Annotated in this window: 20 protein-coding genes; 7 read left to right on the top strand and 13 right to left on the bottom strand. The window is 63.9% G+C overall.

Going from position 1 to position 21,927, the window contains the following annotated elements; translation table 11 throughout:
• The first annotated feature begins 396 nt into the window (after positions 1-396).
• Complete coding sequence (gene rpsA, locus AB7D48_RS08750) at positions 397-2,130, top strand: 30S ribosomal protein S1 (protein WP_427977824.1); 1,734 nt, start codon at positions 397-399, stop codon at positions 2,128-2,130.
• Between the two features lie 199 nt (positions 2,131-2,329).
• Entirely contained in the window at positions 2,330-4,054 is a 1,725-nt protein-coding gene (locus tag AB7D48_RS08745) for a methyl-accepting chemotaxis protein (protein ID WP_427977821.1), read from the top strand.
• Positions 4,055-4,116: 62 nt separating this feature from the next.
• Here AB7D48_RS08745 and AB7D48_RS08740 read toward each other — a convergent pair whose 3' ends face one another.
• From AB7D48_RS08740 to AB7D48_RS08720, 5 genes are all read right to left on the bottom strand, one after another.
• Entirely contained in the window at positions 4,117-4,728 is a 612-nt protein-coding gene (locus AB7D48_RS08740; protein ID WP_427977819.1) for an FMN-binding negative transcriptional regulator, read from the bottom strand.
• Between the two features lie 3 nt (positions 4,729-4,731).
• Positions 4,732-5,586 carry an aminotransferase class IV gene (locus tag AB7D48_RS08735; protein WP_427977816.1) on the bottom strand — a complete coding sequence of 285 codons (855 nt, stop codon included), beginning with the start codon at positions 5,584-5,586 and terminating at the stop codon, positions 4,732-4,734.
• A 2-nt stretch (positions 5,587-5,588) separates the two neighbouring features.
• Entirely contained in the window at positions 5,589-6,380 is a 792-nt protein-coding gene (locus tag AB7D48_RS08730) for an ABC transporter ATP-binding protein (RefSeq protein ID WP_427977814.1), read from the bottom strand.
• 3 nt (positions 6,381-6,383) lie between these two features.
• Positions 6,384-7,283 carry an ABC transporter permease gene (locus AB7D48_RS08725; protein WP_427977812.1) on the bottom strand — a complete coding sequence of 300 codons (900 nt, stop codon included), beginning with the start codon at positions 7,281-7,283 and terminating at the stop codon, positions 6,384-6,386.
• Positions 7,284-7,393: 110 nt separating this feature from the next.
• On the bottom strand, positions 7,394-7,753 hold the full coding sequence (locus AB7D48_RS08720; RefSeq protein ID WP_427977809.1) for a hypothetical protein: 360 nt from the start codon (positions 7,751-7,753) through the stop codon (positions 7,394-7,396).
• A 179-nt stretch (positions 7,754-7,932) separates the two neighbouring features.
• Between AB7D48_RS08720 and AB7D48_RS08715 the strand changes: the two genes are divergently transcribed.
• Complete coding sequence (locus tag AB7D48_RS08715) at positions 7,933-9,339, top strand: transglycosylase SLT domain-containing protein (RefSeq protein ID WP_427977807.1); 1,407 nt, start codon at positions 7,933-7,935, stop codon at positions 9,337-9,339.
• 40 nt (positions 9,340-9,379) lie between these two features.
• Here AB7D48_RS08715 and aroB read toward each other — a convergent pair whose 3' ends face one another.
• Positions 9,380-11,023 (bottom strand): 3-dehydroquinate synthase, encoded by a 1,644-nt coding sequence (aroB, locus tag AB7D48_RS08710; RefSeq protein ID WP_427977804.1) that lies wholly within the window; start codon positions 11,021-11,023, stop codon positions 9,380-9,382.
• A 71-nt stretch (positions 11,024-11,094) separates the two neighbouring features.
• On the opposite strand from aroB, the gene AB7D48_RS08705 reads away from it, so the two are divergent.
• Positions 11,095-11,991 (top strand): site-specific tyrosine recombinase XerD, encoded by an 897-nt coding sequence (locus tag AB7D48_RS08705; RefSeq protein WP_427977802.1) that lies wholly within the window; start codon positions 11,095-11,097, stop codon positions 11,989-11,991.
• A gap of 10 nt (positions 11,992-12,001) precedes the next feature.
• On the opposite strand, the gene AB7D48_RS08700 is transcribed toward AB7D48_RS08705, so the two are convergent.
• The 5 genes from AB7D48_RS08700 to AB7D48_RS08680 form a co-directional block, all read right to left on the bottom strand.
• Positions 12,002-13,000 (bottom strand): glycosyltransferase family 2 protein, encoded by a 999-nt coding sequence (locus tag AB7D48_RS08700; protein ID WP_427977799.1) that lies wholly within the window; start codon positions 12,998-13,000, stop codon positions 12,002-12,004.
• Complete coding sequence (locus tag AB7D48_RS08695; RefSeq protein ID WP_427977796.1) at positions 12,990-13,649, bottom strand: sugar transferase; 660 nt, start codon at positions 13,647-13,649, stop codon at positions 12,990-12,992. Before AB7D48_RS08695 ends, AB7D48_RS08700 begins: the two co-directional genes overlap by 11 nt.
• A gap of 80 nt (positions 13,650-13,729) precedes the next feature.
• Complete coding sequence (locus tag AB7D48_RS08690; RefSeq protein WP_427977794.1) at positions 13,730-14,161, bottom strand: GtrA family protein; 432 nt, start codon at positions 14,159-14,161, stop codon at positions 13,730-13,732.
• A gap of 19 nt (positions 14,162-14,180) precedes the next feature.
• Positions 14,181-15,470: an adenylosuccinate synthase gene (locus AB7D48_RS08685; RefSeq protein WP_427977791.1), complete on the bottom strand. Its 1,290-nt coding sequence runs from the start codon at positions 15,468-15,470 to the stop codon at positions 14,181-14,183.
• 13 nt (positions 15,471-15,483) lie between these two features.
• Positions 15,484-16,623, bottom strand: a complete 1,140-nt coding sequence (locus AB7D48_RS08680) for an ATP phosphoribosyltransferase regulatory subunit (RefSeq protein ID WP_427977789.1) — start codon at positions 16,621-16,623, stop codon at positions 15,484-15,486.
• Positions 16,624-16,737: 114 nt separating this feature from the next.
• On the opposite strand from AB7D48_RS08680, the gene AB7D48_RS08675 reads away from it, so the two are divergent.
• Positions 16,738-18,123 (top strand): MBOAT family O-acyltransferase, encoded by a 1,386-nt coding sequence (locus AB7D48_RS08675; RefSeq protein ID WP_427977786.1) that lies wholly within the window; start codon positions 16,738-16,740, stop codon positions 18,121-18,123.
• On the top strand, positions 18,123-19,103 hold the full coding sequence (locus AB7D48_RS08670; RefSeq protein ID WP_427977784.1) for a hypothetical protein: 981 nt from the start codon (positions 18,123-18,125) through the stop codon (positions 19,101-19,103). Before AB7D48_RS08675 ends, AB7D48_RS08670 begins: the two co-directional genes overlap by 1 nt.
• 308 nt (positions 19,104-19,411) lie before the next feature.
• Here AB7D48_RS08670 and AB7D48_RS08665 read toward each other — a convergent pair whose 3' ends face one another.
• The gene (locus AB7D48_RS08665; protein ID WP_427977782.1) at positions 19,412-20,326 is read right to left on the bottom strand and encodes an AraC family transcriptional regulator; all 915 of its coding nucleotides are present in this window, start codon (positions 20,324-20,326) and stop codon (positions 19,412-19,414) included.
• 93 nt (positions 20,327-20,419) lie between these two features.
• Here AB7D48_RS08665 and AB7D48_RS08660 point away from each other — a divergent pair, with 93 nt between their 5' ends.
• Positions 20,420-21,247 (top strand): oxidoreductase, encoded by an 828-nt coding sequence (locus tag AB7D48_RS08660; RefSeq protein ID WP_427977780.1) that lies wholly within the window; start codon positions 20,420-20,422, stop codon positions 21,245-21,247.
• A 220-nt stretch (positions 21,248-21,467) separates the two neighbouring features.
• Here the strand turns inward: AB7D48_RS08660 and AB7D48_RS08655 are convergent, their stop codons facing one another.
• Positions 21,468-21,713, bottom strand: coding sequence for a hypothetical protein (locus AB7D48_RS08655; RefSeq protein ID WP_427977778.1), 246 nt, complete (start codon positions 21,711-21,713; stop codon positions 21,468-21,470).
• Positions 21,714-21,927: the final 214 nt, after the last annotated feature.

Below are 21,927 nucleotides of genomic sequence, written 5' to 3'. Positions count from 1 at the left end.
GCGACCGGCTTATAGCAGCTAATGAGCGAACATGAAGCCTGTGCGCTTCGCTCTCATGGCCCCGCCACGCGGTATATTATGCTAGGCAAGGGCGGGTGGCCCCAAATATCGCTCAGCCCCATGGCCCGGGCGGCCCCCTGCCCGGCGCCACCAGGCGCGCGCGCCCCGCGCGAAAACGCCAAAACCGGCCATAAACGGCATAAAACAGCCCCCTTGCGCGCCCGCGCCTGGCGGTTTTGCTTGACTTCCGCGCCGCCAGGGCTAAACACCCCCTCATCGTTCAACCGGACATCCCCGCCAACGCCGGGGATGATCTAGACGCTGCCTGAAATTCCGGCCGCGCAAACCCAAACCGGGCCCGTCATTCGGCCCGTTTTCAAGGACATACATAGCCACATGGCTTCTTCTTCCACTGCCCTCCGTCATTCGGACGCGCCCGCCTATACCGGCTCCGATGATTTCGCCGCCCTGCTGGACGCTTCCCTCGGCGGCAATACTGGTTTTGAAGGTTCCGTCATCGCCGGGCGCGTGCTGCGCATCGACGATGATTACGTCATCGTCGATGTCGGCCTGAAATCCGAAGGCCGCGTGCCGCTGCGTGAGTTCGCTCCCGTCGGCGCCAAGCCCGAGGTCAACCCCGGCGACGTGTACGACCTGTTCATCGAGCGCTACGAGGACAAGGACGGCTCCATGGTGCTCTCGCGCGAGAAGGCGCGGCGCGAGGAGAGCTGGACCCAGCTTGAAAAAGCCTTCGAGGCCCAGACCCGCGTGAACGGCGTCATCCATGGCCGCGTCAAGGGCGGTTTCACCGTCGATCTTGGCGGCGCCACGGCGTTCCTGCCCGGCTCCCAGGTCGATATCCGCCCGGTGCGCGATGTCGCGCCGCTGATGGGCGTCGCCCAGCCTTTCCAGATCCTGAAGATGGACCGCCAGCGCGGCAACATCGTCGTCTCCCGCCGCGCGGTGCTGGAAGAGACCCGGGCCGAGCAGCGCTCCGAGCTGATCACCGGCCTCAAGGAAGGCCAGATCCTCGACGGCGTGGTCAAGAACATCACCGATTACGGCGCCTTCGTGGATTTGGGCGGCGTCGACGGCCTGCTGCATGTGACCGACATCGCCTGGAAGCGCATCAACCACCCGGCCGAGGCGCTGACCATCGGCCAGCCGGTCAAGGTGCAGGTGATCCGCTTCAACGCCGACACCCAGCGCATCTCGCTGGGCATGAAGCAGCTCGAGGCCGATCCGTGGGAAGGCGTGGACGTCAAGTACCCGCCCGGAATCAAGGTCACCGGCCGCGTCACCAACATCACCGATTACGGCGCCTTCGTGGAGCTGGAGCCGGGGGTGGAAGGTCTCGTGCACGTCTCCGAGATGTCCTGGACCAAGAAAAACGCCCACCCGGGCAAGATCGTCTCCACCTCGCAGGAAGTGGAAGTGGTCGTGCTGGATGTGGACGCCTCCAAGCGCCGCATCTCGCTGGGCCTCAAGCAGGTGCAGCGCAACCCCTGGGAGGAGTTCCAGGACGAGCACCCGATCGGCTCCATCGTCGAGGGCGAGATCCGCAACATCACCGAGTTCGGCCTGTTCATCGCGGTCGGCCCGGAGATCGACGGCATGATCCACATGTCCGACCTCTCCTGGGAAGAAGCCGGCGAAGCCGCGATTGCCAAATACGGCAAGGGCGATGTCGTCAAGGCCAAGGTGCTGGACGTGGACGTGGAGAAGGAGCGCATCTCCCTGGGCATCAAGCAGCTTGAGGTCGACCCGGCCGCCGGCGTGCTGGACCGTATCCACAAGAACCAGATCGTCACCTGCACGGTCACCGCCGTGCAGAGCAACGGCATCGAGGTGAAGGTGGACGATGTGCTGACCGGCTTCATCCGCCGCGCCGAGCTGGCGCGCGACAAGGCCGAGCAGCGCCCCGAGCGTTTCGCCGTCGGCGACAAGGTGGACGCCAAGATCACCGCGGTGGACCGCGCCGCGCGCAAGCTCCAGCTCACCATCAAGGGCAAGGAGATCGACGAGGACAAGCAGGCGATCTCCGATTACGGCTCCTCCGACTCCGGCGCCTCCCTGGGCGACATCCTGGGCGCGGCCATCCGCCGCCGCAACCAGCAGACCGAGGACTGATCCCAGCACGGCCGCATGCCCGGACCGGTCCGCGAAGGCCGGCCCGGGATGTATCAGCCGCATGCCCCTAAAACCCGGCCGCGCCAGCGGCCGGGTTTTTTCATGCCCGCCGGGCAGTTAATCTTTGCTTAGCCAAAACACCCTAGACCGGAAGGAGTCGGATCATTGTCACAATCATCGTCGTAAGGGACTTTCTTCGATGCCGTCTTGGAACCCGGTTCATCTGCTTAACGCCGCCGCCACGCTTGAGGCGCTGCACAACAGCTATGCCGTCATCGAATTCACGCCCCAAGGCACCATCCTGGATGCGAACACCGCCTTTTTGCGGGCTTGCGGCTACACACGGGCCGAGCTGGTGGGGCGGCATCACCGCATGCTGCTCCCCCCTCAGGAGGCTTCCTCCCCCGCCTATCAAACTTTCTGGACCGAACTGGCCGGAGGCCATCCCAAAAGCGGTGAATTCCACCGCCTGCGCAAGGATGGGCGGGATTTATGGCTGCAAGCCTCCTACACACCCGTCCGTGGACGCGGCGGCAAGGTCAAAAAAATCGTCAAGCTGGCGCTCGATGTCTCCAGCGACCATGACCGGGCCGAAGCCAATCAGGGACTGATGAACGCGCTGAACCGCTCGCAGGCCGTGATTTCGTTCGAACTGGACGGCACGATCATCGACGCCAATGAGAATTTCCTGCGCGCCATGGGCTACAGCCTGGACGAAATCAAGGGCCGGGCACATTCCATGTTCGTCGACCCCGCCATCGTCGCCAGCCCCGAATATAAATCCTTCTGGGACAGGCTGCGCGCCGGCGAGCAGTTTACCGCCGAATATCGCCGAATCGGCAAGGGCGGGCGTGAGATCTGGCTGCAAGCCAGCTACAATCCGGTCTTCAACGACCAAGGCAAGGTCACGAAAGTGGTCAAATTCGCCTTCGCGCTGGATGAACGCATGCGCTGCATGCGGCTCATCGGCAACGGCATTTCCAACATCGCCAACGGCAAGCTGAGCAATGTTGAAATCACGGAGACGCTGCTGCCCTCGATCGATCCCCTGCGGCATGATTTCAACAGCGCCGTGGTCAAGCTGCGCGAGACGATGCGCGACATTTCCCTCGCCGCCGCAACCATCCGGCAAACCACGGGGGCCGTGAACGAATCCGCCGGGCGCCTTTCCGCCCGAACCGAGCAGCAAGCCGCCAATCTGGAGGAAACCGCCGCCGCGCTGGATGAAATCACCGCCTCGGTCCGCAAGGCCGCGCAAAATGCCGGCCATATGCGCGACATGGCGAGCCAGGCCCGTGGCGACACGAAAAATTCCGGCCAAGTCGTGGGCAAGGCCGTGCAGGCCATGGGGGAGATCGACGAAAGCGCCACGAAAATCACCAACATCATCGGGGTGATCGACGAGATCGCCTTCCAGACCAATCTGCTGGCGCTGAATGCCGGGGTGGAAGCCGCCCGCGCGGGCGATGCCGGGCGCGGCTTCGCCGTTGTCGCCACCGAGGTGCGCGCCCTGGCCCAGCGCTCCGCCGATGCCGCAAAGGAAATCAAGGCGTTGATCACCGGCTCGGGCGAAATCGTCGCGGCGGGGGTAAAATCCGTGGCCGAAGCGCGGGAATCCCTGGACCGGATCGCCAACCATGTCCTGGGAATCGACAGCGCGATCACCGAGGCCGCGGCCAGCGCCGAGGAGCAATCCACGGGTCTTGGGGAGGTGAATAGCGCGGTCAACCAGATGGACCAGATGACCCAGGCCAACGCCGCCATGGCGGAGGAAGCCGCCGCCGCCAGCCAGAGCCTGACCGATGAGGCGGAAAAAATTTCCCAGCTTCTCGCCCAGTTCGAAACCGGTCAGGCCGGAACTTCGGCACCGGCCCATTCGCCTCAACCCCGTCGCCACGCGGTGTTGGAACGCGCCTCGGCCTAAACCACTGGCCAACCGTCCAGGCCAACCGTCATGAAGGGCCGACCGAAATCGCCCAAACCGCCTTACAAGCCGCGTTTCATGGCGGTGGACAAGGCGGGGTTCTCTTCCGCCGTCCCTTCGATAACCCCGCGCCGGTCTTCCAGGCTGCGATTCTGGCTCAGCTTCGCCTTGCCTTCCAGCTTCGTAACCGTCAGGACCAGCCCGACCAGCCCCTTCAACTGCGCGGCGATATAATCTTCCGGCGCATCGGACACATGCCAGGGCCGTGCCCGCCCTGCCTCATGCCGCGCGGTGAGGGCCGTGACAATGGCCAGCGTCTCTTCCGGGTCGTCCGTCGCGCGGAGCCGCCCCGTGGCATGCACCGCGCTGTAATTCCAGGTCGGCACCACGCGGCCATGCACTTGCTTGGCGGGATACCAGGACGGGCTGACATAACCCTGCGCCGCGGTGAAAACCGCCAGCGATTCCCGCGCCGGATCGAAATCCCGCCAATGGAGATTCGCCCTGGCCACATGACCGATCAGCCTGTCCGGCGCCTGAAACAGAAGCGGCAGATGCGTGGCCAGCAACCCGCCATCCCGCGCGGGGGAAATCAGCACCGGCAGCGAAGCCTCGCGCATGATGGCGGCAAGCTCTTCCGGGCGGGTCTCCTCGAAGGCGGCCGGATTATACATGCCTCACCCGCCGCGCAGCCGTGCCAGATAGCGCGCATAAAGCTGGCTGGCGACCAGCCCTGGCGCGCCATTGCCAACGGGCACGCCATCCAGGCTGGTGATGGGCTTCACGAAGGAGGTCGCGCTGGTGATGAAGATTTCCCGCGCTGCGCGCAGCCCCTCCAGGGATACCGCTTCCTCGCGGAACATCGTGCCCCCCGCCGCCACATCCTCCAGCAAGGCCGCGCGCGTGCAACCGGGCAGCACATGGCGGTCCAGCGCCCGGGTCCGCAGCACCTGGTCCGCCCCGACAACCCAGACGGAGCTGGAAGCCCCCTCCGTCACCATCCCCCGCTCATCGAACAGGATCGCCTCCAACGCGCCCGCCCGCCTTGCGGCCTCGCGCGCCAGCACGTTCGGCAATAGATTGATGGATTTGATGTCGCACCGGCCCCAACGCTCATCCGCCAGGGTCACGGCGCCGGCATGCCAGCCGCTGAGATCCGCCGGCGGTTCCGGCTTCGCCCGCACGGTCAGGCTCAGCGCCGGATACGGGGCCGGGTCGGGAAAACAATGCTCCCGCCGGGCCACGCCACGCGTGAGCTGGAGATAGACAAGCCCCGTCTCCACCCGATTGCGGCGCATCAACGCCCGGATCACCGCCCGCAGCGACGCCTCGCTCATCGGAGCGGGCAGGCCGATCTCCCCCCGGCTGCGCTCAAGCCGCGCGAAATGCAGTGCCTCGTCGATCAGCCGGCCGCGATATGCGTAAAAAACCTCATAAATACCATCGCCAAACTGATACCCGCGATCCTCGATATTCACGCAGGCCCGCGCCAGGGGCAAATAACGCCCATTCACATAGGCGATCCGCGCCATGTTCAGGCCGCCGCCACGGCACGTTCGGCGGAGGCCTTGGCCTGTTCGAACTGGTCGGCGGGCAGATAGGCGGCGAGGATTTCCTCCGGCGTGCCATCGGCGCGCACCTCCCCGCCTTCCATCCAGATCAAGCGGTTGCACCATTGCATCAAGATGGCGGCGTTATGGGAGGAGAGCACAAGTATCTCGGCGCTGCCCACCATCATCTCCAGCCGCTCGCGCGCCTTACCCAGAAACGCCGCGTCTCCCGCCAGGATCCATTCATCCATCAGCAGGATCTGCGGGCGGATGGCGGTGGCCAGCGCGAAGCCAAGCCGCACCACCATGCCGGAGGAATAAGTGCGCACAGGCAGGCTGAGGAAATCCCCAAGTTCGGAAAACTGCGCCACATCCTCCTGCAATTCCTTGATCCGCGCTTCGGAATAGCCGTTGAACAGGGCGCGCAGGCGGATATTCTCGTTCCCGGTCAGCTCGGTATTCATGCCTTGCCCAGGGTCGAGCAGCGCCGTCACCACCCCCTCTATCACCATGCGCCCGGCAACCGGCTCGTAGATACCCGCCATGGTCCGCAGCAGCGTGGTCTTGCCCGCGCCATTGGAGCCGATGAAGCCCAGCCTGTCTCCGGTATTGAGGGTGAAGGACACATCGCGCAGCGCCTCCACCGCCAGGCGCTTGCGGCTATCCTGCTTCATCCGGCCGGAGGCGGCGGCGAGCATGGTTTTCTTCAGGCTCCGGCTCTCGCCATGATAAAGCGGGAACGACACGGAGACATTTTCGATCAGCAATTTCGCCACGGTTCAGACCCAGTACGGAATACGCGGCCGCGCGCGCATGAACAGCAGGAAGGACAAGACGATCAGCACGGCGGAATAAGCCAGCGCATTGACCCAGGCCCCCATATCCAGCGGCAGCCCCAGCAGCGGGCCGCGTAGAATCTGCATCATCCCGTAGAACGGGTTGAGCCCGATCAACACCAGGCTGATGCCGCGATGCGACAGCATCTCGGGATTCCACATGATGGGCGTGATATAGAAGGCGATCTGCATGACGCTGCCGACGATGGGCGGCACGTCACGGTAACGGGCGCCGATCAGCCCCAGCATCAGCGCCAGGGCGAAGGCATCGACCAGCCAGAGCAGCAGCCCAGGCGCCAAGCTGAGCAAGGACCAGGCCAGATGCGAGGGAAACAGCACGAACACCACGACGATGACGACGAGATTATGCGCCAGCACCAGCAGGTTACGCATGACCACCCGCCCGGCATGCAATGCATGGGGCATGCGCATGGCGCGGATCATGCTCACCGAGCTGGAAAAACAGGTCGCCCCCTCCGCCGTGACGGTATTGAGAAAATTCCACAGCACCAGGGAAATGGCGAGAAACGGCAGATAGGCATGAATATCCTGCCGGAAAAGCTGCGCATAGACGAAGCCTATGGCCCCGATCATCACCGCCGTGGACAAAGTGAGCCAGAACGGCCCAAGCAACGAACCACGGTAACGCAGCCTGATGTCGAAGAGACTCAACGTCCAGACCAGCGGCCAGAGCCGCATTGTTTCGGCGATGTCCCTCACCGCCATGCCTGCCCTTCCCCGCCACCCGTGAGAGGCGGCGATGGTGACGGGCTTTGACGAAGGCTGGACGGATCGCGAAAGGCCGATACCAGCCTGACCGGAGTCCGGCGCGAGCATGTTCATGTGCTTGCCGATAGCCGAACCCGGCCGCCGCTTCAACGGCTACGCGCCCTCATGACCGTATCTTTACCCGCTGGGCGCAAGAGGGGCGAGCAATTACAAGCCTTTGCCCTTCACCTCAGGCTCATATGCATCTGCGGCGTTTCGGTGATCATCACCTTCATGCCGGGGGCCAAGGCGGCGGGCGCCACGCCCGGCGGCGGCACCAGCGATTTCACCGACCCGTCGGGCAACTCCACCACGATCTCCTGGGCCGGCGCTGTCGGCCGGGCGGCCGGCTGCCCCAGCGCGCGCATCAACGGCGCCAAGCCGCCGCCCGCCGTGACGGAGCGAACGGCCAGCACCTTCGCCGGATAGGAGACAGCCTGCGCGGACAGATCCTGCCGCGCGGGCGGTGCGGCGGCACATCCCGCCAAAAGGCTCAGACCGGCTAAAACGCCAAGACGCGCGGACACCATGCGCGTTGCTAGCACGGCACGGAAGCGTTCCGGTAGCGGCCAGGACCGAATAAAACCGCCGCCCCTGGAAAAGCCCATGTTTTTCTTGCCCTGAGTTTCATGCTAGTTTAAGAGGTTATAACGCCTTTTTTAAGCCATCATTGAGCGAAATACCGCAACAGGATGGCATATGAACCGCGTGGAGGCTTCAAATCTTGGGTACGACCAGAATTCTGGCCTGCGGCTTTGCCGAAAAAGCCGCGAGACTGAAACCCGGTCTCGTGGTCGGCTGCGCGGGTCTAGCCCTGCTCTCGGCGTGCGCCGGCGGGCATGGCACCCAGTATGCGGGTGAAAACACGGCTTATTATTTGGCCCACGCCGCGCATAATTATAATCCCCCCGGCCCGGCCAGCGACCCGTGGGGGCCATATATCCGGATCGCCGCGAAGCATTTCGACGTGCCGCAAATGTGGATCCGCCAGGTGATGCGCGTGGAATCCGGCGGGCATGAATATAGCGGCGGCCAGTTGATCGTCTCCTCCGCCGGCGCCATGGGGCTGATGCAGCTCGAACCTGGCACCTATCAGGAGATGGCGCAGCGCTACGGCCTGGGGAACGACCCTTTCAACCCCTTGGACAATATCATGGCCGGGGCGGCGTATATCCATGAGATGTACCAGATCTACGGCTCTCCGGGGTTCCTCGCGGCCTATAATGCCGGGCCGGGGCGGCTCGACTCCTTCATCAATTACCGCCGCCCCCTGCCGCGCGAGACGATCAACTATGTCGCGATGATCGCCCCGAACATCGATGGCTATTATCCGAAACGCCGCTCGGCGGCGGATGAGCTGGCGCTGAACACCGAGCCCATGGGCCGCAATGGCGGCATCCTGCCGCGCGGCTTCACGCCGGAAGCCCCCACCCCCTCGCAACTCTCGGCCCCCGTGCAGATTGCCTCCATCGCGCCGGTGGCACTGCCGGACAGTAACCCCGCGCCGGTCTCGGTGCCGGTCTCGTCGATCATGCCCCAGGTCGCTCAGATCAAGAGCCAAGAGGCCCGGACCGCCGCGCCGAGCATTCCCGTGCCCGTGCCTGTCCCCGTGCCGCCGCCCGCGCCGGTGCGGATGGCCGCCGCCGTGCCGCCACCCCCGCCCGTGCCACCCGCGCAACATCGCGGCACCTCGCTCTACACACCGGGGGGCAGCCGCAATACCCTGCCCGTACCGCCGCCCGCGCCGGTCATGCTGGCCAGCAACAACATCCCCGTACCGCCGCCGGCGGCACCCAGCGGGCGGGGCTTCTCGCTCATCCAGCCCGCCATGGCCGCCACGCCGCAGGTGCAGAATGTCTCGTTCAATTCCGGCGGGCGGAGCTGGGGCATTCAGGTCGGCGCCTATGACAGCTCATCCAACGCCAAGGCCGCCCTGGGCATGGCGGAGCTGACCGGCGCCAACATCCTGACCAAGGCGCAGCCCGTGGTCATGACCATCCATACGGGCGGCAGCACCAAATACCGCGCGCGCTTCGTGGGGTTGCAGCATGACGAGGCGGTGAACGCCTGCACCCGTCTCTCCGGCGGGCCGACCGGATGCGTCGTCCTGTCTCCGGACGCGCAATCCTGAAACGGCGATACAGGTTTAGCTCGACGCGGGCCGCGCCGAGCTAAACCGCCCCGTTGGCGAGCAGCGTGGCACGCACCGCATCCTCTGGCACATCACCGCTGGTGAAGGCCCGGCCGATGCCCCGAGTCAGCACGAAATGCAGCTTACCGCCGCGGTTTTTCTTATCCAGCTTCATATGCGCCAGCAGATGCTCGGCGGGCAGGTCCGCGATCCGCACCGGCAGGCCGGTTTCGGACAGATGCTGGGCGATGCGCGGCGCATCCTCCTGCGGCGCCAATCCCAGGGAAGCCGAGAGATGCGCGGCCAGCACCAACCCCGTGGCCACCGCCTCGCCATGGAGCAACCCGCCGCCATAACCTGTCTCGGCCTCCAGCGCATGGGCGAACGTATGGCCGAGATTCAGCAAGGCGCGCCCGTCATTCGGCTTGGTCTCGCGCTCGTCCTCGCCCACCACGCGGGCCTTGAAGCGCACGGCATATTCAATGGCCCGGGCCTGGGCCTCCTTGTCTCCCGCCACCAAGGCGGCGCCATGGGCCTCGCACCATTCATAAAAATCCGGATCCGCGATCAGCCCGGCCTTCAGAATTTCCGCATAGCCCGCCGCGCGCTCGCGGGGCGGCAGCGTGTCCAGCACGCCGGTATCGGCCAACACCAGCAGCGGTTGATAAAACGCCCCGATGAGATTCTTGCCATGGACGGAATTGATACCGGTCTTGCCGCCGACGGAGCTATCCACCTGCGCCAGCAGGCTGGTGGGGATCTGCACGAACGCCACCCCCCGCATGGCCGCCGCCGCGGCGAACCCGGCCAGATCCCCGACCACGCCGCCCCCCAGGGCGACGATCGTGGTCTTGCGGTCGATCTTCGCGCCCAGCAAATCCTCCATCAGCCCCTGCCAGGAGGCAAAGCTCTTGGAGGCTTCCCCAGGCTTCACGATGAAGCTTTGATGGGCAATCCCCACCTCCTCCAGGCTGGCGGTGAGCGTGGCCAGATGCAACGCGGCGACATGCTCGTCCGTCACGATGAAACAGCGCGGCTGCGCCAGCAGCGGCGCCATCAGCGCCCCGGCCCGGGCCAAAAGCCCCGCCCCGATCAACACGTCGTAGCTGGAGTGGGAAAGCTTCACCTCCACCCGGCGCGGGGCCTGGTAGTTTTCGATGGCGCGGGCGACATTGGTGGTGGTCACGTGCGGGGGGTCCTCTGATCCATCAACGATAATATCCGCCAACGCATAAAACGGGCCGCGCGTGGCGGAAAGCTTTTCCAGGATCCCGGCCGGATCGCCGGCATTCAGCAATGGCCTGTGGGTCCGCCCGGCGGTGCGCTGGACCAGCACGGGAATGGGGCAGCGCAACCAGACGGAGGTCGCGCGCTCACGGATGGCGGCACGGGTTTCCGGATCCATGAACGCGCCGCCGCCCGTGGCCAGCACGATACGGCCATTGCCGAGCAGGCGCTGGATCACCCTTTTCTCCCCGGCGCGGAAGGCCGCCTCGCCATGGGTCTTGAAAATCTCCCCGACGGTCATGCCCGCGGCACGCTCGATCTCTTCATCGGCATCGTGGAAAGGCAGGCCCAGCACCGCCGCCAGACGCTTGCCGATGGCGGTCTTGCCCGCGCCCATCAGGCCGACCAGTACGATACTGCGCTGCGAGGCCGGGGCGATTTGACTATTGAGTGACATCGGCGCGGACGCTTATCACATAGTGCGCGATGGCGTTAGAGCCTGAATCGCCCGCTCAATATGGTTTTGAAATGACGTTGGAACCCGACAGCCGCGTGGAGGCCTTTTTGGAAATGCTCGCCGCGGAGCGCGGCGCGGCCGCCAACACGCTGGCCGCCTATCTGGCGGACCTCGACGATTTCTCAAGCTTTCTGGGCCGGGGCAAGGCTCCATCGCGCGCCAGCGCGGCGGACATCGCGCATTATCTGCAAGGCCTCGCCGCCTGCGGCATGGCGGCCAGAACCCAGGCGCGCCGGCTGTCCGCCTTGAAGCAGTTCTTCCTCTTCCTGCTGCGCGAGGGCGCGCGGGAGGATAACCCCGCCGCCGAGATCGGCGCGCCGAAGCAGCCCAAATCCCTGCCAAAATATTTAAGCGAAAGCGAGGTGAACGCCCTGCTGGAAGCCGCGCGCGGCATGGAGGGGACAGCGGGAGCGAAAGCGCGGGCGGGGCTGGAAATTCTTTATTCCACCGGTCTGCGCGTCACGGAGATGCTCTCCTTGCGCGCCAACGCGCTGAGCACGGACGCGGCGATGCTGCTCATCAAGGGCAAGGGCGGCAAGGAACGGATGATCCCCCTCTCGGAGACCGCCCGCCAAGCCGCCAGCGCCTTGCGCGCCGCCGCCCCCGCCAAGGCGCGTTACCTGTTCGCCGGGCGCGACATCTCCCAGCCAATGACCCGCCAGGGTTTCGCCCTGCTCCTGAAACAGGTGGCCATCGCGGCGGGGCTGAACCCGGCACGGCTTTCCCCGCATGTGCTGCGCCATTCCTTCGCCTCGCATCTGCTGGCGCATGGGGCGGATCTGCGGGCCTTGCAAAAGCTGCTCGGCCATGCCGACATCTCCACCACCGAGATCTATACCCATGTGCTGGCGGAACGGCTGCAAAAGCTGGTGCAGGCGCATCACCCCCTGGCGGCGGCCAGACCGTGAGCGCCTGACGTCAATTGATTTTAGCGGGCAGGCGGCCGAATAATTCCAGCCGCAACCGCGTCAGCAGCGTGCCGCGCTGGCTGGTTTCATGGGCGCGGATATAAGCGCGCATCGGCCCTGGCATTTTACGCGGCGTTGGAACCGGCGCCCTCAACCCTTGTCCCGCTCCCGCGCAAACCGCGCCGAAACAGCCATGCAAGACCGCCACCAGCCCATATCGCAGCAGCCACGGCGCCAAAACCAGCCCGCCTTGCCGCCATTTTCGCGCGATGATCAGCCGGTTGCGGATGAAATGCGTCATCCTGGCCCCGCGCCAGCAAACCCGCCCTTCCCGCGCTGGGTCATGGATCACCGCCAAGCGCCCCTCGTGATAAACCCGCCAGCCGCGGGCGATGGCGGCGAGGCAGAAATCATATTCCTCCCAGGCGAAGAAGAAGCTCTCATCGTAACCGCCGACGGACTCCCATGCCGCGCGGCGAATGGCATGCCCCGCGCCGACAAAACAGGTCGCGGCGAAACGCTCCCGGTAACGCGGCAGCAGCGCCTTGGGGTAGCCCCAGCTCGTCAGGTCGGGCCCCTGGCCGTCCGCCGCCAAAATGCAAAAGCCGATGGCCCCCAGCTCGGGCGCGGCCATGAAGCGCTTCAGCGCCCCCGCCGCCACATGTTCGTCGGCGAAACGCGCGTCATTGTCCAACCCGATCACGATCCGCCCATGGCCCAGCCGCGCCAAGGCATTGCGCCCCGCCGCGACCCCCCGGTTGCTCTCCCCCGCATAGAGCGCGAAACCCGGCAGCCGGCCGAAACATGCCGCCAGCTCATGCAGCATCTCGGGGCTGGAGCCCTGATCGAGCACCGAGACATGAAACACCCCGCCTGTCTGCGCCAGGGCGGAGGCAATGGCGGCCTTGGTTTCCTCCAACCGCCCGAGGCACAGAATATTGATGTCGCCATCATAGGCGCCGGGCGGCGGCGCGGTCCCGGCCAGCCGCCTTGGCGCCTCAGCAGGCATTGGCCTGGCCGTATATCACCGGCAGCGTGCGCAGCAGGATCGACAGATCCAGCGCCACCGACCAGTTCTGGATATATTCGAGATCGCTGGCCAGCCTGCCTTCCAGCGCGCGCAAATGCGGTGTCTCGCCTCTCTGGCCGCGGATCTGCGCCAAGCCGGTCATGCCCGGCCGCATATCGTGACGCCGCCGGTAGAGCGCCAGCGCGCTCTCAAACCGCACCCCCTCGACCATGGTCTCCGGCGCATGCGGGCGCGGCCCGACCAGGGACATCTCGCCGCGCAGCACATTGACGAGTTGGGGCAGCTCGTCCAGCGAGGTCCGGCGCAGGAACCGGCCGACCGGGGTCACACGCGCATCTCCCCTGCAAGCCTGCCGGAAGGGCGCGCCCGGCTGATGGCGCATGGTGCGGAATTTCAGCAGGACAAACCCCCGCCCCCGCACCCCGGTGCGCGCCTGGCGGAAAATAACGGGCCCCGGACCGCTGCACCGCACCAAGAGGGCCAGCCCGGCCAAAAGCGGGGCCAGAAGCACCAGCAGAAGGAGGGAAACCACGATGTCGACCCCCCGTTTCGCGCACCGCCCGCAGGCATCGTCGATGCAGACATCGTCAATGTAAGGTTGTATAACTGGAGGCAAAACGTCTTTCATGTCCGGCCCGGCGCACAACTCAACCATCGGCAACCGCCCTTCAGGTTGCAAAAGTTAACATATTATTACTTTAAGTTGAGTTACCGGAAAACGAAACGTTTGGAAAGGAAATAATTGAACACAAGCCCCGCGGCCGACCCCGCCGCGATGCCGATGACGGGATGCTTCACCACCAGCGGGGAAAACGCCACCAGCAGGAAGAACGTGCCGCGATTCACCACGAAGCCGATGGCGTTGGCGGCGATGAATTTGGCCCATTGGACATGCGCGGCGGCATGCTCGACATGGCGGAAGGTCCAGAGCCGGTTGATGATCCAGTTGATCGTCGCGGCGACGATAAAGCTGCATGTCCCCGCGAGATAAAGACTTACGAAGGGCCGCAACAGATAGACCGTGCCGGTATCCCATACGAAACCCAGCGTGCCGACAATGCCGAAGCGGATGAAGGATTCGGAAAAGCCCAGCCGGGCGATGAGCCCCACCAGCCTGTCCAGCAGCTCCAGCGGGTTCATCGCGGCGCTTGCTCCGGGTTCAGCCGGCAAACGGGTCCTGCATCAGAATCGTGTCGTCGCGTTCCGGGCTGGTGGAGAGCAAGGTCACCGGCGCTTCCACCAGCTCCTCGATGCGCTTGACATATTTGATCGCGGCGGCGGGCAGCTCCGCCCAGGAGCGCGCGCCCTGGGTGCTGCCGGACCAGCCTTCCATCACCTCATAAACCGGCCGGGCGGCGGCCTGCTTGGCCATGGCGGCGGGCAGATGCCTGTAGGGCTGGCCGTCGATCATATAGCCGGTGCAGATCTTCAGCTCCTTGAAGCCGTCCAGCACGTCCAGCTTGGTAAGCGCTAGGCCCTGCACGCCCCCCACCTTCACCGCTTGACGCACCATCGCGGCGTCGAACCAGCCGCAGCGGCGCTTGCGCCCGGTCACGGTGCCGAATTCATGGCCGCGCTCGCCCAGACGCTGGCCGGTCTCGTCATGCAGCTCCGTCGGGAACGGGCCGGCACCGACGCGGGTGGTGTAGGCCTTGGCGATGCCCAGCACGCGCCCCGCCGCATCCGGCCCCATGCCGCTGCCCGAACCAGCCGTGCTGGCGACCGTGTTGGAGGAGGTGACGAACGGATAGGTGCCGTGATCCACATCCAGCATCACCGCCTGCGCGCCTTCGAACAGAATCTTCTCCCCCTTGGCCTTGGCCTCGGCCAGGCGCTCCCACACCGGCTCGGCGAAGGGCAGCAGCTTCGGCGCCAGGGCCAGCAGGTCCGCCAGCAAATCTTCCTTGTTGAAGGTCGGCGCGCCCAGCCCGGCCAGCAGCGTGTTATGGTGCAGCAGCAGCTCGTCCAGCTTGGCGGAAAGTGTTTCCGGCTCGGCCAGATCGCAGATGCGGATGGCACGGCGCGCCACCTTGTCCTCATAAGCCGGGCCGATGCCGCGCCCGGTGGTGCCGATTTTGCGCTCACCGCGCGCCGCCTCGCGGGCCGCGTCCAGCGCCGCGTGCAGCGGCAGAATCAAGGGCGCGTTCTCGGCGATGCGCAAGGTCTCCGGCGTGACCGTCAGCCCCTGGGCGGATACGCGCTCGATCTCGGCCAGCAGCGCGTTCGGGTCCACCACCACGCCATTGCCGATAATGCCGAGCTTGCCATTCACCACGCCGGAGGGCAGCAGCGAGAGCTTGTAGGTCTGGTTGCCCACCACCAGCGTATGGCCGGCATTATGCCCGCCCTGGAAGCGCACCACGATATCGGCGCGGCTGGCCAGCCAGTCCACAACCTTGCCCTTGCCCTCGTCGCCCCATTGGGCACCGATGATCGTCACGTTGGTCATTACAAAATCCTACTCAGGAGAGCTCGGTTATTACGTTCTCGAATAACAAATGGGAGCAGCCGAGACGGCGGGCTTCATCGCCCGGCGCCGCCTCCGGCGCAAGCCCCGGCACCGTGGCATATCCTTCGGCCCGGGCGCGCAAAGCCGCCGCCGGGCTGGTGCCGTGCGGCAGATAAAGCCGCGGGCGCAACGCAACCGGCGGGGCCAGGCGGATGATGCTGTCCGGATACAGGGTAATACCGGTGGCGGGCTCGGCATCGCCGCAGAGATAACGCCCGCCGCGCCCCAGCTCCATCTGCTGGCCGGCGGCGAAAATCGTCATGGAAATGCCGGTATGGTAACGATAGCCACGGAATTCCACCGGATCCACGGTCAGCGGCAGAGCGGGCAGCACCGCCCGCACGGCGGCCACCACCTCGGCCAGACGCATGGCCTGGGCGCGGCCCGCTTCCGGCAGGTCCGCCGCCAGCAAAGCGGGCACAGCGCGCGCGGCCGGGCCGCTGGCATCCAGCAAGGTCAGCAGCAGCGCCGTCTGGGCACCGCCAAGCTCGGCCACGGCGGCGGCGTCCTTACGGTCCAGCGCATGGGCCAGAGCGGGGTGCAGATGGGCAGGTACCTCGTCCAGCAGGCTCGGCACCAGACGGGGGATGGTGAGGTCGATGGACAGATCCTTCAGCCCCACCGCTTCCAAGGCGGCGATGGCGGTGAGGATGATCTCCGCGTCGGCGGCGGCGGTGTCATTGCCGATCAGCTCGATCCCGGCCTGGGAGAGCTGACGTTCCGGCTGCATCTGGGTGCCGCGCACCAGCAGCACGGGGCCGCAATAAGCCAGGCGCAGCGGGCGCGGGGCGGTGGCGAGGCGGCTGGTGGCGAGGCGGCCGATCTGTGGCGTGGTATCCGCGCGCAGCCCCATCATGCGCTGGCTTTCCGGGTCCATGAGGCGGAAGGTCTGCTCCGCCGTGGCGGCGCCGGAGCCCGCGAACAGCGAATCCTCGAATTCCAGCAAAGGCGGGGTAACGCGCTGATAGCCATGGGCGGCGAAGCAATCCATGATCGCTTCGGCGGAGCGAGCCTGGCGTTCAGCCTCCGGCGGCAGCACATCGGCGAGCCCGGCGGGCAGCAAGGCGGGATGGGTGGTCGGCGTCTCGTTCATCTTCAACCCGATAATTGGCGCGGCGCTATACCATCATGAGCCAGCAGGGCCAATTGCGGGAGGCACAAGGCTGGGTTAAGCAACAAATTAACAACCTTAACGGGTGTTAATAAATTGCTCTTCAACAGCAAGCTGTTCATTCTGGGCTTTCTGCCGCTGGCCTTGGGCGGGTTTCTGGCGCTGGGGCGCTGGCGCCAAGCCAGCCTGTGGTGGTTGCTGGGGTGCAGCCTGTTTTTTTATGGCTGGTGGAAGCCGGAGATGCTGGCGTTGCTGCTGGCGTCCATCGGGGTGAATTACGCGCTGGCGGGACGGCCGGCATGGCTGGTGGCGGGGCTGGCCTTCGATCTTGGGCTGCTGGGCTGGTTTAAATATGCCGGCATGTTCGGAGTTTCGGGCGTGATTCTCCCGCTGGGGATTTCGTTTTTCACCTTCCAGCAGATCATGTTTCTGGTGGACAGCCATAAAGGCGCCGTGAAGCGGCCGCCATTTCTGGATTATGCCTGTTTCGTCGCGTTTTTTCCGCATCTCATCGCGGGGCCGATCGTGCGCCCGGGGCATATATTGCCGCAACTGGCAATGCTGGCGCCACGGCGGGATGTGCGGGCCAGGCTGGTGGAGGGGAGCGAGATTTTTCTGCTCGGACTGGCGAAAAAGATCGTGCTGGCGGATGGGCTGGCGCGGTTCGCCGACCCTGGTTTTGCCGCCGCCGGGCGGGGGGATGCGATCTCCCTGATCGAGGCCTGGGTGGCGCTGCTGGCTTATGGGTTGCAGATCTATTTCGATTTCTCCGGCTACTCGGACATGGCGATCGGGCTGGCGCGGATGTTCGGGATCAGCTTTCCGGTGAATTTCCGCTCGCCTTATCAGGCGCGCGACATCAGCGATTTCTGGCGGCGCTGGAACATCACGCTGAGCGGGTTTTTGCGGGATTATTTATATATTCCACTCGGTGGAAACCGGCATGGCGAGGGCAAGCGGATCCGGAATTTGATGATCACCATGCTGCTCGGCGGGTTGTGGCACGGAGCGGCATGGCGGTTTGTGCTGTGGGGCGGGCTGCATGGGCTGTTTCTGATCGTGCATGGGTGGAGCAAGAAAGTGGGGCTGAAGGTGCCGCGTGGAATAGCCTGGGGCCTCACGCTGCTGGCGGTGATGCTGGCCTGGGTGCCGTTCCGGGCGCGGAGTTTTGGGGCGGCGATGGAGATGTATCGCGGTTTGAGCGGGCTGAACGGGCTGGCCGTGCCCGCGATGTTGGCGAAGATCATTCCGTTTGGGCATGTGGTGCCGGTGCTGCCCTTTCTGGGCGATGCGCGGAGCATGAGCCTGCCGCAAGGCGTGCTGTTGCTGGCGCTGGGATGGAGCATCGCGCTGTGCCTGCCGGATTTGCAGAGCATGGGGCAAAAGCGGAGAAGCCTGGCGCTGGTTGCGAGTTTCGCCTTCAGCATGCAGGCTTTGTTTTTCGCGCCCGCCGCGATTCCGTTTTTGTATTTTCAGTTCTGATGCGCAGATTGCTGATTTGCGCCACGGCTTCGCTGGCGCTGTATCTGGTGCTGTTCGGGCTGGTGCTGGAGCGGCCATTATCGTTGCGGCCGCTCTGGTTGGAGATGATGCAGAAAGACGCGCGGCTGGCCTCCCTGCCCTCGCCAAAGCTTGTGATTCTCGCTGGTTCCAACGGGCCTTATTCGCATAGCTGCGCGGTGATGGGACCAATGCTGGGGATGGCTTGCGAGAATGCGGGCATCGCGGTGGGCATGGGGCTGGATGAGATTTTCATCCGCTACGCGCCAGCGCTGCATGCGGGCGATGTGGTCTATATGCCGATGGAGCTTGAACAATATGCGATGAGCCGGGCGCAATATCGGGCATTGGTGGATGGAGCTCTGATGCTGCGCCATGACCGGGCGATGCTGCGGCACCTGCCGCCGGGACGGGTGCTGGGGGCGTTGTTCTGCTGCACGCTGGCGGACGGGCTGGAAGCGATTGCGGAAATGCCGCTTGCGGCCCTTGGGGTTCGCAACGGGAAGACAATTCTGGCGGCGGAATACGATGTGGAGGGAGACCGGGTGGATAACGATCTGGCCAAGGCGGATAAAACACTGCTGGCCGGCCCGGCGCGGGTGGAGCCATCGGCGGAGGAGATCGAGGCGGGGTATGGCACGAAGCTGATCGCACGGTTCGTGGCGCGGGAACGGGCGAAAGGCGTGATCGTGATCGGCGGCTGGCCGACGGAGTTTAGCGGGGCGAAAATTTCAAGCGCCACACGGGCGGCGGTGAAGCGGGTTTACGGGCATTGGTTTTTGAACTTGCCGGGACAGAGCCTTTATCCACGCCGGGATTTTTTCAATAGCGAGGATCATTTGGCGAAACCATGCCAATTCGCTCATTCGATGGCGGTGGCGGACGGATTGGCAAAGATGCTGGGACGGGCGGTGAACGCGCCGGGGGCAGAGATGGTGGACGTGGCGAGGGCCTGTTCTTGAGAGATGACCGGCGGCAAGATGGTTGGCACGCCGCCGACAGCAGCGCGGCTTTGGGAACTTGCCCGGCATTCGACGAGGCCATCGGTCGCGTTCGAAGCAGCTTCTGTAACCCGGTGAGTTTGGCGAAGGCTTAGGATTCATGCGTTCCTTGAGCGCGTTTGGCGGAAACGCCCGATGAAGACGAGCGCCATGAAATCACATGACCACCTGACAAATATATGGATCTTCCGGGCAGCGCGGTAAATCGGCGGGTTTTGCCGGTATCTGGGTACTCAAAGGCGGTGAGGTGGGCTTCCGGCACCGACGCGCTAAATCCACTCCCCCAAGTGGTGGCGGACCCATTTGGCCTCCTCTGACGCGGTGCGTTGAAAATGCCGTTTAAAGTCCCGGCTGAACTGGGCTGGACTTGCATAACCGACAGAGGCTGCAACTTCAGCGATCGATTGACCCTGGCGTGCAATCATGAGCCGCGCCTCGTGGAGCCGCACGGCCTTCAGATATTGCATGGGGCTGCTGCCTGTCAGGGCCTTGAAATGCACATGGTAAGATGGAACGCTCATGCCCGCTTCGCTCGCCAGCGCGGTAACGGTAATGTTGGAGCCATAGCTGTTGCGCAACCGGATGATGCTCTGAATGATCCTGCCGGACGTGCCGAGCTGCCGCAAAGCCGAAATCATCGCTGCGCCCTGCGGACCGACGAGGACACGGTAATGCAACTCACGGAGAATGTCCGTTCCGAGAATGGCGGCTTCAAGCGGGTTGAGCAACGCACGCAGAAGACGTTGCAGGACATCCGCAATGTCAGATGTCATTCTGCTGGATGCTAGGCTGCGTACCTTGGCCCTTTCAGACCCGGATTGGCCCTCCGCCATGATCGCTAGGATCTCGGCGACCAGCGCCATGTCGAATTCAACATAGACCGCGATCAGGGGATTTTCTGGGCTGGCCTCGGATTGCATCCGAAAGGGGACGGGGACCGAGACGGCCAGATAGTGCTCTTCATCATATCGATAGACCTTGCCATCCAGAATCCCCTGCTTGCGGCCACGCAAAACGAAAACCGCCCCCGGCTTGTAGAGCACGGGCACGTCCCGAAGCACCGCCTCGCTTCTCAGAATGCGAACGCTTTGAAGCCTCGTCGGATTATAGCCCTGACTTGGGGCGAGAGATGCAGCCAAGTGCGCCAGCACTGGGCGCGCGAACCTGCCTTCGGTAGAAATCATAGGAATTGGCAACATTCTTATAGATACGGCAATGGTTTCGGATTTTAGGGGTATTATTAACCAAGGCAGAGATGCAAACAAGAAAGCGCCCGCATGCCCCCAAGGACATTTTTCATCACCGGTGCCAATTCCGGATTCGGCCTTGCAATTGCGGCGGCGGCGAGCCGTCAGGGCTCCAAGGTTGTCGGCACAGTCCGCTCGGAACAGGCCGAAATGGTTCTGGCGAGCCGCCTGCCGGAAGTGCAATCCGTTCTGTGCGATGTAACGGAATTCGATCGGATCGACGACATCGTCCAACAAGTCGAGGCCGAACACGGCCCCGTCGACGTGCTGATCAACAACGCAGGCTATGGCCATGAGGGGGTTCTGGAAGAGTCGCCCCTGGAGGAGATGCGGCGTCAGTTCGATGTGAACGTCTTCGGCGCCGTCGCGGTTGCCAAGGCGTTCCTGCCACGATTCCGTGAAAGGCGCAGCGGGTTCATCGTGAATGTGACCTCCATGGGAGGTATGATCACCATGCCGGGCATCGCCTATTATTGCGGGAGCAAGTTCGCGCTCCAGGGAATTTCGGAAGTGATGCGCGCGGAGATGGCGCCCTTTGGCGTGCATGTGACAGCGCTTTGTCCGGGCTCTTTCCGAACGGACTGGGCTGGCCGCTCAATGGTCCGAACCGAACGCTCAATCCCGGACTATGATGCCCTGTTCGACCCGATCCGCGAGGCGCGACAAGCCAAGAGCGGCAAACAACTCGGCGATCCCGAAAAGCTTGCGGCCGCGCTCCTGAAGCTGATCGAATCCGACGATCCGCCGCCGCAACTCCTGCTCGGCAGCGATGCCCTCAACCTCGTTTCGCGAAGGATCGAGACATTGAAGCAGGAAATCGAGACTTGGAAAGCAATCAGTCAGTCAACCGACGGCTGACCATTTCGGCAGTGTCCGTGCGGCAGTCGAGGGAAACCGGAGGTGATCGGCGGCACATAGGCTATTGCCGGCGGCAATTGGTGGAGGGTGGCGGAAGCGGTGTCTGGCGAATAAAAATATAACACACTAAAAATTAACAAAAATATTTTCAAATTTTGAATTGATAGCCTTTTAATGGTAATAATATACTTGGCTAAGCGACTGACTTTTACTTGATTTTTCAGCCGTTACTTCCCCAAGCTTTACGCAAAACTTCTTTCCCAGCATCAGTCAAATAGCCGCCAGTGCGCCCTGGTCCGGGCATTAATTCGACCAATCCGTATTCAGAAAGTGCAAGAATGGCTCTTTCTCCAGCTTCTAATGCCCGGCTATCCAAGCACTCTCTGCCTTCGACGTCTTTTTCACTCAGCCACTGGTGCGCCAGAAAGACTAACGCCTCTATCAATCGGTCTTCGCGTGTGTCCATCGGCGTTCTCCCATGCTCCAATAGTCAGAAACGCACCCACTTAGCCAAGTATATTATTACCCTTTTAATACCCTGACTCAAAACGTGGTGGACCGCAGGGCGGCTCGAGATAGAACAGTGTCCCCGGAAAATTCTACAAGGGCACAGGACAAAAGGGCACAGGAAAATACCAACTTGTTCAGTGATTCCTTAGGACGGGTTGAGAGGCAGAGCC

This window comes from Acidocella sp., from assembly GCF_050253495.1.
GTDB lineage: Bacteria > Pseudomonadota > Alphaproteobacteria > Acetobacterales > Acetobacteraceae > Acidocella.
Note: the sequence above shows the minus strand (reverse complement) of the source record. Positions and strands in the feature narration are given on the sequence as shown.